The organism is Deltaproteobacteria bacterium, from assembly GCA_019310525.1.
GTDB lineage: Bacteria > Desulfobacterota > DSM-4660 > Desulfatiglandales > HGW-15 > JAFDEE01.
This window is the reverse complement of sequence record JAFDEE010000038.1, coordinates 1-14791: the sequence shown is the minus strand read 5'-3', so window position 1 is coordinate 14791 and position 14791 is coordinate 1. Positions and strand designations below refer to the sequence as shown.

Annotated in this window: 12 protein-coding genes; 2 read left to right on the top strand and 10 right to left on the bottom strand. The window is 54.1% G+C overall.

Annotated elements, in window-relative coordinates; translation table 11 throughout:
• Window positions 1-17: 17 nt before the first annotated feature.
• Together JRF57_08930 and JRF57_08925 are read right to left on the bottom strand one after the other, a co-directional pair.
• Complete coding sequence (locus tag JRF57_08930; protein ID MBW2303821.1) at window positions 18-1325, bottom strand: ATP-binding protein; 1308 nt, start codon at window positions 1323-1325, stop codon at window positions 18-20.
• Between the two features lie 283 nt (window positions 1326-1608).
• On the bottom strand, window positions 1609-3390 hold the full coding sequence (locus tag JRF57_08925; GenBank protein ID MBW2303820.1) for a motility associated factor glycosyltransferase family protein: 1782 nt from the start codon (window positions 3388-3390) through the stop codon (window positions 1609-1611).
• Window positions 3391-3747: 357 nt separating this feature from the next.
• Between JRF57_08925 and JRF57_08920 the strand changes: the two genes are divergently transcribed.
• On the top strand, window positions 3748-4236 hold the full coding sequence (locus JRF57_08920) for a CBS domain-containing protein (GenBank protein MBW2303819.1): 489 nt from the start codon (window positions 3748-3750) through the stop codon (window positions 4234-4236).
• 16 nt (window positions 4237-4252) lie between these two features.
• Window positions 4253-4822 carry a bifunctional (p)ppGpp synthetase/guanosine-3',5'-bis(diphosphate) 3'-pyrophosphohydrolase gene (locus JRF57_08915; GenBank protein ID MBW2303818.1) on the top strand — a complete coding sequence of 190 codons (570 nt, stop codon included), beginning with the start codon at window positions 4253-4255 and terminating at the stop codon, window positions 4820-4822.
• Window positions 4823-4828: 6 nt separating this feature from the next.
• Here JRF57_08915 and hisF read toward each other — a convergent pair whose 3' ends face one another.
• The 8 genes from hisF to JRF57_08875 all read right to left on the bottom strand — a co-directional run.
• A complete protein-coding gene (gene hisF, locus JRF57_08910) occupies window positions 4829-6400 on the bottom strand; it encodes an imidazole glycerol phosphate synthase subunit HisF (GenBank protein ID MBW2303817.1) in 1572 nt (523 codons plus the stop codon).
• A 149-nt stretch (window positions 6401-6549) separates the two neighbouring features.
• Window positions 6550-7557 (bottom strand): ornithine cyclodeaminase family protein, encoded by a 1008-nt coding sequence (locus tag JRF57_08905; GenBank protein ID MBW2303816.1) that lies wholly within the window; start codon window positions 7555-7557, stop codon window positions 6550-6552.
• Between the two features lie 93 nt (window positions 7558-7650).
• Window positions 7651-8838, bottom strand: a complete 1188-nt coding sequence (locus tag JRF57_08900) for an HDOD domain-containing protein (GenBank protein ID MBW2303815.1) — start codon at window positions 8836-8838, stop codon at window positions 7651-7653.
• Between the two features lie 84 nt (window positions 8839-8922).
• A complete protein-coding gene (locus tag JRF57_08895) occupies window positions 8923-9561 on the bottom strand; it encodes a transporter substrate-binding domain-containing protein (GenBank protein ID MBW2303814.1) in 639 nt (212 codons plus the stop codon).
• 573 nt (window positions 9562-10134) lie between these two features.
• The gene (locus JRF57_08890; protein ID MBW2303813.1) at window positions 10135-11064 is read right to left on the bottom strand and encodes a 3-phosphoglycerate dehydrogenase; all 930 of its coding nucleotides are present in this window, start codon (window positions 11062-11064) and stop codon (window positions 10135-10137) included.
• A 120-nt stretch (window positions 11065-11184) separates the two neighbouring features.
• Window positions 11185-13071 (bottom strand): tRNA uridine-5-carboxymethylaminomethyl(34) synthesis enzyme MnmG, encoded by a 1887-nt coding sequence (gene mnmG / locus JRF57_08885; protein ID MBW2303812.1) that lies wholly within the window; start codon window positions 13069-13071, stop codon window positions 11185-11187.
• A gap of 77 nt (window positions 13072-13148) precedes the next feature.
• The gene (locus JRF57_08880) at window positions 13149-14444 is read right to left on the bottom strand and encodes an adenylosuccinate synthase (protein ID MBW2303811.1); all 1296 of its coding nucleotides are present in this window, start codon (window positions 14442-14444) and stop codon (window positions 13149-13151) included.
• An 84-nt stretch (window positions 14445-14528) separates the two neighbouring features.
• Window positions 14529-14791, bottom strand: a 263-nt coding sequence (locus JRF57_08875; protein ID MBW2303810.1) for a type II toxin-antitoxin system HicB family antitoxin, incomplete at its 5' end; no start/stop codon positions are given.

Here is a 14791-nt window from a genome sequence, read left to right as displayed (position 1 = left end):
TGTTGGAAGGGCACATCTCATATAAGGCCGGAAATACCCCATAGCCAAGCAGGCAGAATTTTTATGCTGCCTGCTTCTGTTTCCACATCTTCCTCATGGTTAAGGGTGATAATAACGGCATTGTTTATGCCTGTTTCTTTCATCGCCTCCTCAATCCCCTCTAACTCCCGTTGCCGCGTAAGAGGCCTGGCGATTTCAGCGGCCACCTGGATGAGGGCTCGGCGGCCCTGTATGTCCGTCACGAGGAAATCCACTTCACGTTCCCTTGTGGTCTTATAATACTCAATGGTCTGATAGCTCCTTCTCAGCTCCATGAACACAAAATTTTCCAACAGATGCCCCCATTCAGGTCTTGGGCTGCGGGAGCAGGCATTGATGAGACCTGTATCAATCACATATATCTTCCTGGGATTTACCATCCGTGCCCGCTCTGATTCAGTGTGAAGGAATACCTGAAACACAAGATAGGCATCAGAGACGTAATCCAGATATTCATGCAAGGTGTTCTTGCCGCACGAAATACCCTGGGATTTTAAGTCATTGAAAAACTTGTTGACACTAAAGAGGGCCGCTGGTGAGTTCATGAAGTGTCTGATCAGATAACGAAGCGCCACTGTATTGGATATCCCATAACGCTCTATTACATCCCGTAACACCACAACGTTCAAATAGTCCTGGAGAATCCTGACCCTGTACTCATCTTCCAAATCCTGGACCTCTGGAAATCCCCCCTGCAGCAGATAAGCCCTGAATCGGTTCTCAATGTAAGCCCTGGTTTTTGCGCCGGGACGTCTGCCTTTTTCCACAGTTATCCCTTGATGTTGAAGAGCCTCCATAAAACTGAATGGGAATATTTCGGTCGCGATGGAACGCCCCCTCAGGCTCGTTGCTATTTCACGGCTTAGGAGTCTGGCCGAAGATCCTGTAAGGCAAATATGGACGTTTTCGCTGTCAAGCAGACGTCTGACAAATACTTCCCACCCCGGGACATTCTGGATTTCATCAAAGAGGAACGTGCATGGTTGATCCTTGAGGCCGGGGTAGCGTCGAAAATAAATATCAGGTATCAGATGGAGGTCTGATGCCCTTATGGGCAGAAGCCGCTCATCCTCCAGGTTCAGGTAAAGGATGGATTCCTTGGGAATTCCTTTACTTATGAGTTCAGAAATGACCTGGTAGAGAAACCATGTCTTGCCCGACCTGCGCATACCCACAACCGTATCAACTTTACCGGGCAGCCACGGCAATCTTACGTGGCGGCGGGTGAGGGGAGGAAGGGGCCGTTCATGAAAATTCGCAATAAGCTGTTCAATGATAGATTCCATAGATAAAATTTATCTCATAACGAAAGACATATCAAGGGCTATTTATCTTTTCGCAAAAGACGAATGTAGATCGGCGTTTTCCCCCGGTGGAATAATAAGATTCCACTGGGGCAGGCATGCCGCCCGGGAATTGGGGGGAAATCTCCCGCTTTCAGGCGAAGACTTCAGTTGGATCGTTTTTTTGAGTAGGGTTCAAGTGGCCGAATGATTGTTGAAGGACCGAATAAGCCGGCCTCAATGCATTTCACTTGGCCCCTTGACCCCTCAAGCTATTTGCTGAACCCTATAGTGGTTTACTCCTTGCCGTTACTTGGCCTTTCACCCCTGCTGCCACACTTAAAGCAGTATCCATTTCCCTTGTCTTTCTTTTGATATTCTTGATGATTTTTTTTGTGTAAACAAAATCGGCAGGTGAATAATTGCTTTTTATGAATGCCATTTTCGCCATTTCAGCTATGTCATTTGAAATGTACGGCTGGTATAAGGGGTGCTGGTTCAAAAATAAATATATTTCCCTGAATGTGGCGTTTATCTCTAATGCATTTTTTGATGGTTTTTTGAAAAGTTTTTCCAACCTTTTCTGCACATGATTCAGAGAGCTGTTCCAAGCCTTGAACTGTAAGGGCAGGGCAGGAATCGGTCTTGGTTTTCTGCAAAGAGCGAGTTCTTTTAAAAAGGAGGTAAGCTTTGATTTTTGAGTGTTATTGGAAAGCTCATCTTTCATTTCATCCCAAGTAATTTCGATGGTCCCCACAATATTCACGCCACCCCCGTAAAGGTTGTACACTTTAATATCTGAATTTTTTATCTCCTGTTCTATCTTGCGTGCGGCAGATAAATGAGAAGCAGTAGAATAAATCGTTTCCCCTCGCCGGTTTTTCAGTCGTGCATGAATTTTAGGATCATATCTGAATTGAAGTTTATTTGCATGATGACCGCTTACATGGGTTTTACTGTCCACCCAGGCAAAATCCTGTCCTACCAAAAAGAATTTTTTTATGCCGAACAACTTGAACAACCTGATCAACGCAACGCAGACATTTCCTCCAGAATCAATCACTATATCGAGGTGATCCTTTATGTAGGTGCCGAGCCCTCCTATGGTCCATATCGGGAACCTGGGGCCGGGATACCTTCTTACCACCCCTGGTGATGCTTTTACTGAATAGATGAGAGGAATGTTCTTGAGCCGTTCAGAATCTACGCGCTTATAAATATCTATCAGGTTCTTTGAGTAATCAATGAGCATTGACAGTGATGGAGTAAAGCCAAAACCTTCAAGGGCCGGGAGTGTTTGAAACGATGTCAGGAAAAGAGCTGAATCTTCAAATTCCTTTAAAAGACCTATATAATGTTCCAGGGATGGTCCTGCTCCAAGTATTATTGCTTGCAGATCCATGGAATCACATTTCAGGGGTAAAAGAGAGCCATCGGAAAATGCGGAACTGAAATTTTCCATTTCATTTTTTACGACTTCTTCTTGTATTTTTTTTGTTGTGGTGACATTTAATTTCATGTCAGCAAGGATCTCTTTAATCCTTTTTCCCCAATGCTCGTATTCGGGTCCGATCGTGGAACTCGGAATATCAACCAGGATTTTGATCTTGGAATGGAAAATATATAATTCCAGTTGACTTAAGAACTTGTTCAAAAAATTTATATCAGGATGCAGAAATGCGAGCCTGTTTTGTTTGATGAAAGGGGAGTAATCCGTAAGGCCAAGGCATGCAAAGAGGATTTCCGCACTCGGTTCCAAAACCAAGACCTTAGTCGACGGATCCGCTTTTTCCAGGATCAGATTCAGGCCGTATCCTAAATTTGTGCCGATGACTATGTAAACTTTGACGTCGCGGTCTCTGAGCCAGATCTGATATGAGTTGAGGGAGAAATTTTCCATCAGGAAACCGGGGCCCACCGAGATGTCGGTAATCCCGTTTTTGTTTTTTGATATTTTCGCCCTCACTTCAACCGCTTTCTCGCTGTTTTTATCCAGCCATTCCCTGACGTGTGGATTGAACCGCTTTAATGCTTCTAAATTTTTTCCCAGAAAAGACATTTCAACCATGCTTTGTTCCTCGAAATGAAATGACAGCTTAAGTTTTGTGCGAAGGGAGACCTTTCCTTAACCCTTATAAAACCTGTTCCAAGGTTTTATCAATTTGGTAAAGGGTCCATCCACTAAGGTAGAAAGAATCATGAATGATTTCAAAGGAAAAAATAGATTTAAGGGGTGTTGATCAGCTCATTCGTCTCCTGGGTCAATTATGGCGGTGATGTCGGACCGGGCAGGAGCCCTCCGGCAGCCAACGTCAGCCGATTTGAAACTGCGCTTCCAGCCGGTCTTTCATGCTGATATAATAAGATTTATATCCGGCTGAATATCAGTGACGGGATATCCGGGCGGCATGAAAGGAGGAGATCCATGAAAGAAATCCATGCCAGGGACATCATGGTTCAGGATTACGGGAAAATTCGGCCTGAGGCCTCCGTGAGGGAGGCGGTTCGTATGATCTTTCAGGGCAAGGTGAGGGAGAGCGGTTACAAACCTTTTGGAATCCTTGTGATAGATGAAATAGATCGGCTCGTGGGGATGGTATCCATGCATGACATCCTCTATCATCTCAGGCCGCCTTACCTGAACTATGCCTTCGACAGTTTTCACGTATGGGAGGAGGATATCGACCAGCATCTTGCCCAGTTCAATGACCTGAAAGTGGAGCAGATCATGAGCGCACCGGTCATAACCGTTACACCTGAAGTCCCCCTCATGACCCTGGTGGACCTCATGGTCAAAAAAAGGGCGCGCCGCCTTCCGGTGCTTGAAGGCGAAAAGGTCCTGGGTGTCGTCTACTTGTCCGACGTGTTTTTCCACCTTTGCAAATCATGGCTGGATGCCTCCGACATGCTGTGAATGGAGAACAGTGACCATGAAGCTCACCCTTATTGAACTTGCAATTGAACTGGCCTGCCGTGCCCATCGGGACCAGGTACGAAAGGGAACGGACCTTCCTTACATCAGCCATCCCTTTGGGGTGGCTCTTCTGCTCTGCCGGGCGGGATGTGACGAGGAGATGATCGCCGCGGGAATCCTACACGACACCGTGGAAGATACCAGGGTGACCCTTGACGAAATCCGCAAGACCTTCGGGAACAGGGTAGGAGACATCGTGGAGGGGTGTTCGGAACCCGAGAAATCCAGGCCCTGGGAGGAGAGGAAGGCCCATACCATCCGGTTCCTGAAGGATGCCCCCCTGGATATCAAGATCGTTTCATGCGCCGACAAACTTCACAACCTGAGAAGCATCGCCGCGGACCGCAGGAGGGTAGGGGAGTCGGTTTGGGACCGTTTCAACAGGGGCAGGGAGAAGCAGGCCTGGTATTACCTGGAGATCCTTAGGAGCCTTGAAAGCCGTCCGGAAGACCTCGACGATCCTGCCTTTTCGCAGATTCTCGATTCATTCCGCAAAGAGGTGAAAAGCCTGTTTCCTGAAGATTAGGGAAGGCTATGTTCGAATCTCCACCTTTCCCTGCAGGAACCTCTTTAGTTCCCCGATGGGGACCTCCTTCCGGTGAAAAATCCCTGCGGCAAGGGCCGATTCGGCCCCGGTTTCGGTGAAGACCTCCAGGAAGTGCTCCGGGCGGCCGGCTCCGCTGGAAGCGATTACGGGGATGGATACCGCTCCTTTTACTGCATTGATCAGCTCAAGGTCGAAGCCGAGGTTGGTCCCGTCCCGGTCGATGCAGTTGAGGAGGATCTCGCCGGCCCCCAGGTCTTCACATGCCCTGGCAAGGGTGACCGCGTCCAGGTCCCGGCCTTCCCGCCCACCCATGATGGTGCACTGGTACCAGCAATACCTTTCCCCTTTGGGGCCCGGCAGGGATGTTCGGATGCAGGGGTGGGGGGTTTGACCGGGGGAATGAACGTACACCCTGCGAGGGTCGATGGAGACCACCACTGCCTGGTTCCCGTACACGCGGGAGATTTCCTCGATGGCGCTCTTCCCGGTCTTTTTGCCCGTCCGAAGGTATTCCTCGGCGATCAGGACGGCGTCGCTCCCGATGGAGACCTTGTCCGCCCCCGATCGGAAATACTCCGCGGCGACCTCCAGGGCCGAATAGCGGCGGCCCGTCTTTTCCCGGTAACCGCGTATCCCGCCACCGATGGTCAGGGGAACGAAGACATTCCGGGAGGTCTGCCGGAGCACCTCGAGCATGGGCAGGTCCTGGAGGGGAAAATCCCGGAAGCCCGTGATGTTCAGGAAGGTGATCTCGTCGGCTCCTTCCTCGTAATATCGCCGGGCCAGCTCCACGGGTTTCCCGAGGTTACGGACGAGACCTTTCTCTCGCACATCGTACTGGTCCCCCTTGGTGACCACCAGGTCTCCATCGTCGTTTGCCCGGACATCCAGGCAGGCAATGATACGCTTGGCGAGCCGGGTCGGGGTCGGACTCTCCCCGGGAAGCACCGGAGGAGTTCCCGTATCCAGAAAGTTCTTCAGCAAACGGAGGCCGGTTGATCCGCTTTTTTCCGGATGAAACTGGGTGGCGATGAGGTTCCCCGTCTGGACGGCGCTTGTGAAAGGATATCCGTAGTCGGTCCGGGTGAGCACCACCGTGTCGTCCTCCGGAACCACGTGGTAGGAGTGGACGAAGTAGAATTTTTCGTCCCCCCGCAACCCGTTGAAGATCCGGGATGGACGGGCCACAGAGAGCCCGTTCCAACCTATGTGGGGGACAGAAAGATCCGTATCGAACCGTTTCACCCGGCCCTTCAGGATCCCGAGTCCCTTGAGCCCCGGGGCTTCGTCGCTCTCTTCAAAAAGGACCTGGAGCCCAAGGCAGATCCCCAGGAACGGGCGGTTCGAATGGAGGTAGGCCTTCAGAGGTTCCACGAAGCCTTTCCGATAGAGGACCTGCATCACTCTTCCAAAGGCTCCCACCCCGGGAAAGATAAGCTTATCGGCCGAGAGGATATCATCGGCGCTCCTCACGGTCCTGACCGTTTCTCCCAGGCTCTCAAGGGCGTTGAGCACGCTTCGGACGTTTCCTGCCCCATAGTCCAGCAGGGTAATCATATTCGTTTCCTATTCGGCAAACTAGGCGCTTGCAAGATTCTGGTTGAAAAAACCGGGATTCCCGGTCGGCTGCAGGGGTTGTGTCAAACTGGAGCCTTTTTTTAATGTCCCATTCTTGTCCCATTCTGGGAATGGTGACTCCCCGCTCCTCATGCATTTCCTTTCCTGCTCCCTCCCAGTTCAAGGGCGGTCCCCGCGCCCTTTTCCATCGCCTGGACATAGATGTGCCTGGCCGCCGCCAAGTCTTCTACGGCGAGTCCAAGGGATTCGAACAGGGTGATCTCCTCGTCGGTCCTTCTGCCCTGAATCTTGCCCTCAAGGATTTCCCCGATCTCTCCCTGGATGTGGTCATCTCCGATGGCCCCTTCTCCCTTGGGGATCAGGAAGTCCCCGGCCTCGTTCAAGGTCGACTCCCGGCGGTCCACGAAGAGCCTGGATTTTACCACGGCCTCGGTATCCAACTCGCGGCTGGTGGGTATGCAGGCCCCGATCGCATTGATGTGGGTCCCTTCCCGAATCCATTCACCCAGGAGAACGGGATCCGTGGAGGAGGTCGTGGTGCAGATGATATCCGCTCCCTGGACGGCATCAAATGCCGTGGCCATGGGCTCGACAATGATACCGTGCCTTTTGGACGCCCTCTCGGCGAATTCCTCCGCACGCTCCGGGTGAAGGCTCCAGACCCGGACCCTGCGCACCGCTCGCACTAGAAGCATTGCTTCCAGGTGGGCATGGGCCTGAGTCCCCGCCCCCAGGATGGCCAGGTCCCCGGCGTCCTTGCGGGCCAGCAGATCCGTGGCCACGCCCGATACGGCCGCAGTCCGTATGGCGGTGATGGCACTGGCCTCCACTATGGCCAGGGGCTGACCGTGTTCCGTATCAAAAAGCATGACGGCCCCCTGGTGGGAGTCGTAATCAGTGCCCACGTTTCCGGGAAACACACTGATGACCTTGAGACCCATGACCTTGAGATTCTGCATGTAGCTCGGCATCATCCCTAACGCCCCGGTCATTTCAGGGAGCCACATGACGGAGCGGAGCGGCATGTGGGCGTCTCCCCGCTCCAGGGCCCTGAGGGCCTCCGACATCTCCTTCATACATGCTTTCATGGAAAGGAGTTCCCTCACCTCTCTCTGGTTGACGATCAACACTTCCATCTTGACAATCTCCTCTCGGGTTAGGTTGTTTAACGGGTTGAACAGATAGGATAGAAGAGGCTGAAATCCGGACGCGGGCTGGCCGCTCTCCTCTCAACCTTCCGGAGTGGTCATCCTGGAAAGGGCTGCTTCCAGTCTCCGGGTTTCCTCCAGTATGAACTGGGCGTATTTCCCCCCTTCGCTTGATGGATCCAGGGTGGAGGCGAGCCTCTTGGCGAATCCCCCGACGGCCACGAGGGGATTTCGTATTTCGTGGGCAACGGCCTGGAGGGTGCGTGTGACTACGAGGGCCCCTTCCTCCTGAAGGCTTTCAAAGGAAGGCAGCGAGGTCTTGGAGGGCGTTTTCTCTTTGTCCGACAGGTGGTCTGAGATGCGGCTCAGGGCCTGGTTGGCCCGTTCCATGAGCCCCAGCAGGTCTTTTTCTCCGTCCAGGGCCAGACGGAGCTGATCAGCGATCTCTTGTACCTGGGTGAAGGTCTCCAGGAGGATATCGTTAAGGAGATCCGAGTCCAGGCCACCGCAACGTTTCGCTTCCGCAAACAGGGAGGGAAAATCCGTCCCTTTTCGAAGAAGAAGCCCGCCGAGGACCCGTCCCAATTCACAGACCCTGGCAAGGGGCGGCGCTTCCTCGGCCAGGGCCTCTTTCCCGTAAAGTCGCTGGCAGGCCAGGATGGATTCGGGAAACTTCCAAAACGATAAGGCTGCTTTTCCCACCTCTCGGTGGTTAATGCCGAGGCGATCCTCCTCCCACGGCAGGATTCGCTCCAGGTCATCCGGGTCTCCTGGGAAAGGCTCTGGCTGGGAGGTAAAAAAAATGTCAAAGAGGATGAGAAATCCGATCTCCAAGGTGAGCGCACCCACGAAGGCCTCATCCGGGTTGCAGTTTCCCCGGTGCTGTGCCAGGGATTTGGCTATTATGGCCCTGTAAAGGGAGGAACGCCAGAATCGCTCGTAGTCCATGGCGCCGACCTTTCCCATGGGGAAGGTGTCCCGAAGGGAAAGGGACAGGCCCATCACGCGGATCCGCTGGAAGCCCAGCTTGACAACGGCCTGCTCCAGAGTGGAGACGGGTTCCCCGGACTGGAAGAAGGCGCTGTTTGCAATCTTGAGCAGGCGGACGGCCAGGGAAGGATCCTTCCCGATCAAGTCGGCCAGATCCTTGGCCGAAGAGCTGTCGTCCGAGGCCATCTCCACCAGCTTGAAGGCCACTGGGGAGAGGGCAGGAAGATTGTATCCCGCCTGTAGTTCTTTAAGGATGCGGTCCCTTCCGTCCTTTTCCACGGTTTTTTGACTCCGTCCTTTTTGGATCAGAGGAGAGTACTCCAGGGAGTGTGGGCTCAGGGTTCTTGACCTCTGTTATCCTGATTAGCATGATTTGTTTATAAAGTAAATTCCCGAAACCGTTACAAGAAGAATTCGAATGGGGACGGATTCATTTACCCCTGGATTCCCTTCGCAGCACGCCGCTCCCGCGCCGCGGACCATCTCTTCATAGGTGGAAAAGGGAACGGTCGATATATTCGGATACCGCGTCTCGATAAATTCCTGAGCGTAATCTCCCTTCACTACACCGACCTGAAACCCGGTAAGATCCTCCAATCCCTTGATCCCATAAAGGTTGCGGTGGAAAAAAAGGCTCGTCGACATGGTGAGAAAGGAAGGTGAGAAATCAAAAAGCCGCGCCCTTTTTTCGCTGTAAAAGATGTCAGCCACCACGTCGGCACGGCCCGTAAGTACGGCATTAATGGCGTCGGACCAGTCCATGCACCGGTAATCCACAGGAATACCGGTCTTCCGGGACCACAAGCGCCAGATGTCAACCATGATGCCTCGGGCCTTGCCTTCGTTGTCCAGGAATTCCATTGGAGCGTAACTGCGGTCCCCAACAACAATAAGGGGTTTTTTGTCGGCATGGGCAAAGGAAGACAGGAGAAGGATTAAAACAGGGGTCAAAATCCGGACGATGGGCAAGAACCTTTCAAGAATCCCGGGACATCTTGCCACAGGTTTTATTCGTTGATAACCCATTGAAAGGCCGTATTATTCATGGATAAAACTTCATGGAGAACGGTCTGGCGACCATCTATAATCTTATATGGTTAATCATGTTTTTATGCACAATTTGTACCGGATTTGTTTTTGGGGGCAGGCCACTATAGTGCCTGTCCGCCGGTGTCTGGCGGGAGCGGAGCCATGGACGGCGGAGCGCCTGCCCGCCGGCTTTCTGGTGGGAACGTTAGCGAGGAGAACATCCGCAGCCTCTGCTTTCTGGTGGCCTGCAAAAGAACCTGAATTTGACAGGAAACCTTATGTATGGCTATCCATCTGATTTTATTGTTAATGAATAGCAAACAATCCTATTTTAGACAGCAATGGGGGCAGACGCAGTTTTCCTCCCGGAGTCGGAAGGTGGATGTTATTTGAACGGATCTACAGTTTCGAGTTGGGAAGAGACTGAGAGGAAAAGATCGGGAGGTAGGCCTCCGACCCTGATCCCGACAGGCCTTGATTCAACCCTTAAGGGGCAAGGCCCTGCCGGGAGCAGGGATTCCGTCGGGCATTATGAGATGGGGGCCTTCAGGGGTTTACCCTGTTTAGAATCTTTCCTTCCTTGAGGTAGTCGATCACCTGCTGGGCGGCGGCCAATCCGGCGTTGGTGTTTGCCTCCAGGGTCTGGGCCCCCATTTTTTTGGGTGTGAAGAAAACGCGGTCAGGGAATTTTTCAAGGAGGATGTCGGCATTTTTCGGGGCGATATCCGAAGCATATTTGAACCCGGGACGTTCCTCCATGATCCTCAGGAGATCCTCTTCGTGGATCACCTCGGCCCGTGCCGTGTTGATGAGCGTAGCGCTCTCCTTCATGCGTGAAAGGATGTCGTAATTGATGGACTGGACCGTCTCTGGAGTTGCCGGGATGTGCAGGGAGACGTAGTCGCAGCATGCATAGAGGTCTTCCCTGCAGCTCATGCATTCCACACCGTTTTCATCAAAGACGCATCGGTCGATGAAGGGATCAAAGGCACAGACTTCCATACCGAAACCCTTTGCCAGGGAGGCGACGATCTTCCCGATGTTCCCGTAAGCATGGACACCGAGCTTTTTCCCCCGCAGTTCAGTGCCCGGCTTGCCGCTGTACTTCCCGCGGGCCATCATCACCATGAGGCCGATGGTCAACTCCGCAACGGCGTTGGCGTTCTGGCCGGGCGTATTTTCAACGATGACACCGCGCGACTTGGCCGCCTCACAGTCCACATTGTCATAACCCGCGCCGGCCCGCACCACCAGCTTGAGTTCCTTTGCCGCGTCGAGTACTTCTTCCGTCACCTTGTCGCTTCGGATGACCATGGCGGCAACGTCCGACACGGCGGAGAGCAGTTCCCCCGGATCCTCGTATTTTTCAAGTACCACGGGTTCAAGTCCCGCTTCCTTGAACATCTGGACCATGGTGTTTCTGGCGGATTCGGCGAAGGGTTTTTTCGTGGCGATCAAGACCTTTTTTGTTGTCATGGGCAACCTCGCTGGATGAATTTTGGGGCATCATACTGTAGAACCATGCCGGATTCAAGTCCGTCCTGGACGAACTTTTGAGTGGGAGGCAGGAGAAGGGTTCGTCATCCTTAATGGCTCTTAGGTCGAATCCCGGGCGAGAAGGGTACGCTTGAGGTGAACCTGGAGGGCCATGAGGGCCGCCGGGGTTATCCCGGAGATCCTGGATGCCTGGCCGAGGGAACGGGGCTTCACCTTTGTGAGCTTTTCCCTGGCCTCCCGGGTGAGTCCGTAGACGGCATTGTAGTCCAGGTCTTCAGGCAGCCTCAATGCCTCCATCCTTTTGAGCTTTTCCACCTGCCGCTCCTGCCGCTCGATGTAACCCTGGTACTTGATCCGGGTTTCCACCTCTTCGGCCACAGCGGGATCCAGGTCGGCGAGTTCCGGGTCGAAGACCTTCAATTGTTCAATGAACACTTCGTTTCTGCGGAGAAGCTGGGCCAGGGATGTGAGGTTCTTGATGGGTGGGGTGTTCATTTCTTTCAGCCTGTCCAGGACCGAAGGATCGGGGCGCAGGGTGAACCCTTCAAGGCGTCTGAGCAGTTCTTCGGTCTTCTCCCGTTTCCTGCAAAACTCCTTGTAGACCTCGTCCGACACCAGGCCCAGTTCGTGACCGAGGTCCCTTAACCTGAAATCAGCGTTGTCTTCCCGCAGCAAGAGGCGGTATTCGGCCCGGGAAGTGAACATCCGGTAAGGCTCGCGGGTCCCCCGGGTCACCAGGTCGTCGATGAGCACGCCGATATAAGCCCGGGACCTTTCCAAGATGAGGGGTTCTTCCCCCCGAACCTTAAGAACCGCATTGATCCCGGCCAGGAAGCCCTGGGCCGCGGCCTCCTCATAACCGGAGGTGCCGTTGATCTGCCCGGCGTGAAAGAGCCCCTCCACGAGCTTGGTCTCCTGGGTGGGCAGGAGTTGGAGGGGGTCTACATAATCGTATTCGATGGCGTAACCCGGGCGAACGATCTCAGCCTTTTCCAGGCCTGGAATGGAGCGGACCATCTTGACCTGGATGTCTATGGGAAGGCTGGTGGGGATACCGTTGGGATAGACCTCCAGGGTGTCCAGTCCCTGGGGTTCCAGGAATATCTGGTGTCTTTCCTTTTCAGGAAACCGGACCACCTTGTCTTCGATGCTGGGACAATACCTGGCCCCTGTGCCCGTGATGATCCCGGCATAGAGGGGGGATCGGTCCAGGCCCGAGCGGATGATTTCGTGGGTTTTTGCCGTAGTATAGGTGATATGGCAGGGCACCTGGGGCAGGGGGATTTCCCGGGTGGAAAAGGAGAAAGGCCGGGGAGGGTCGTCTCCCGGTTGGACCTCAAGGCCGCTGAAATCGATCGTTTTCCCGTTGAGGCGTGGGGTGGTGCCGGTCTTCAACCTGCCCACCTCGAACCCCAGTTCCAGGAGCTGCTGTGAGAGTCGGTTGGAAGGGGGATCTCCCATCCGCCCCGCGGGGAAGTGGTCCAGTCCCACGTGGATGAGGCCCCTCAGAAAGGTGCCTGTAGTGAGGATCACGGTCTTTCCCAGGAATTGCTCGTGGATGTTGGTTTCCACTCCCTGGATCTTCCCGTCCCGCACAAGGAGCCGGTCCACCATGGCCTGGCGTAGATCCAGATTGGCCTGAGCCTCCACCACTCCCTTCATGCGCTTGCGGTAAAGGTCCATATCATTCTGGGACCTGGATCCCTGAACGGCCAAGCCCTTCCGGGTGTTGAGGCGGCGGAATTGAATGCCCGTCTGGTCTGCGTTTTGAGCGATCTCCCCTCCCATGGCGTCGATCTCCTTGACCAGGTGACCCTTGGCCAGGCCGCCGATGGCAGGGTTGCAACTCATGGCGGCGATGTGGTCGACGTTGATAGTCAGCAGCAGGGTGGGATGACCCATCCGGGCCGCTGCAAGGGCGGCTTCGCAGCCGGCATGGCCCGCCCCGACCACGATGACGTCATAGATTTTGTCATAAACGGGCATAGGTTTGAATCATCGTTCACCGGGCCCGCACGCCTTGGGCCGGAAAATGGGCACAAGCCCTGGGGGAAGGTTTTTCGTCATCCTTCGAAGGGGTCCCGCAACAAGATGGTCTGGTCACGTCCCGGGCCCACGGATACAATGGAGAGTGGCACGCCGGTGATCTCTTCGATTCTTTTCAGACAATTCCGGGTCGGCTCCGGCAATCGGTCGAAGGTTCTGGCCGATGAGATATCCTCCTGCCAGCCGGGCAACTCCTCGTAAACAGGAACACACTGAGCCAGTTTTCTCAGACTGGCCGGTCTGGAATCCAGCCTTTCTCCCCGGCAATCGTAGGCCACGCAGATCCGGAGTTTTTCAAGGCCTGTAAGGACGTCAAGTTTGGTGATCCCGAGGCTGGTAAGGCCGTTGAGCCTGGCCGAGTCCCGGGCCATGACGAGGTCCAGCCACCCGCATCTTCGGCGCCTTCCCGTGGTGGCGCCGAATTCCGCCCCCTTTTCCTGGATGTAGTCGCCGATCTCGTCCGTAAGTTCGGTGGGGAAAGGCCCTGAACCCACCCGGGTGGTATAGGCTTTCAGAATCCCCAGCACGTGGTGCAGCTTGTCCGGGCCGACCCCGGCCCCGACGCAGGCGGCCCCCGAGACAGGATTAGAAGAGGTGACAAAGGGGTAGGTCCCATGGTCGATATCCAGGTGGGTTCCCTGGGCGCCCTCAAAGAGAATGCGTTTGCCGGCCTTGGTCTCCCTGTCGATTTCGACCGAGACGTCGGTAAGATAGGGCCCCAGGATTTCGGCCATGGCGGTATATCTTTCAAAGATGGACTGGAAATCCAGGGTCTCTGCCCCCAAGTGTTCCTTGAGGATGAAATTCTTTTCAACCAGGTTACTCCGGATCTTTTCCTCCAGGGTGTCGGTTTCCAGCAGGTCCACGGCCCGGATCCCGGTTCGGGCCGCTTTGTCCTCGTAACAGGGACCGATTCCACGGCCTGTGGTGCCGATCTTCTTTTTCCCCTTGGCTGCCTCCCGGGCCAGATCCAGGGCCTTGTGGTAGGGCATGATCAAGTGGGCTTTCTCGCTCAGGGCTAGGTTCTCGGGACCCACCCGGACCCCCTTTCCCTTCAAGGTCTCGATTTCATGGATGAGGACCTCCGGGTCCACTACCACGCCGTTTCCGATCAGACACCTTTTCCCATCGTGAAGGATACCAGAGGGAACAAGGTGGCAGATGGTCTGTTCCCCATTGACCACCAGGGTGTGTCCGGCGTTATTTCCCCCCTGAAAACGGACCACCACGTCAGCCCTGGAGGCCAGCATATCCACCACTTTTCCCTTTCCCTCGTCACCCCACTGGGTTCCCACCACGACAACGTTCGACATCGGTATCTCTCTCTTCTTTTTGGATGAATTCTTTAAATGGTTTCAGTGTGTCCAAAAAATACGTAGTTATCCGTCAGAAAAAATTCAAGTGGATGTGTCGGACTGGATCGATTGAATAGCATTCTGAGCAGCATGAACTAAGAATGACGATCGTGACATACCGCGTTTTTTAGCAGCAGCATCGATCTGTTTCAACGTCATTTCTGGTACGGTAACATTCACTCTGACCATACGGGGTTTGGCGTCAGGGACTGAAACGACCAAATAGGCAATCGCATCGGCGTAGTCGGGATCGCTCATGATATCTTCGAGCCGGGAGGGAACAGGCAACTGGTCGCCGTCCTCGA

Excerpts from the sequence above, each read along its gene's own strand:
- JRF57_08925 (MBW2303820.1), bottom strand. The coding sequence starts at position 3,390 with ATGGTTGAAATGTCTTTTCTGGGAAAAAATTTAGAAGCATTAAAGCGG.
- JRF57_08905 (MBW2303816.1), bottom strand. The coding sequence starts at position 7,557 with ATGGAAGTGTTGATCGTCAACCAGAGAGAGGTGAGGGAACTCCTTTCC.
- JRF57_08890 (MBW2303813.1), bottom strand. The coding sequence starts at position 11,064 with ATGACAACAAAAAAGGTCTTGATCGCCACGAAAAAACCCTTCGCCGAA.
- JRF57_08930 (MBW2303821.1), bottom strand. The coding sequence starts at position 1,325 with ATGGAATCTATCATTGAACAGCTTATTGCGAATTTTCATGAACGGCCC.
- hisF (MBW2303817.1), bottom strand. The coding sequence starts at position 6,400 with ATGATTACCCTGCTGGACTATGGGGCAGGAAACGTCCGAAGCGTGCTC.
- mnmG (MBW2303812.1), bottom strand. The coding sequence starts at position 13,071 with ATGCCCGTTTATGACAAAATCTATGACGTCATCGTGGTCGGGGCGGGC.
- JRF57_08915 (MBW2303818.1), top strand. The coding sequence starts at position 4,253 with ATGAAGCTCACCCTTATTGAACTTGCAATTGAACTGGCCTGCCGTGCC.
- JRF57_08880 (MBW2303811.1), bottom strand. The coding sequence starts at position 14,444 with ATGTCGAACGTTGTCGTGGTGGGAACCCAGTGGGGTGACGAGGGAAAG.
- JRF57_08920 (MBW2303819.1), top strand. The coding sequence starts at position 3,748 with ATGAAAGAAATCCATGCCAGGGACATCATGGTTCAGGATTACGGGAAA.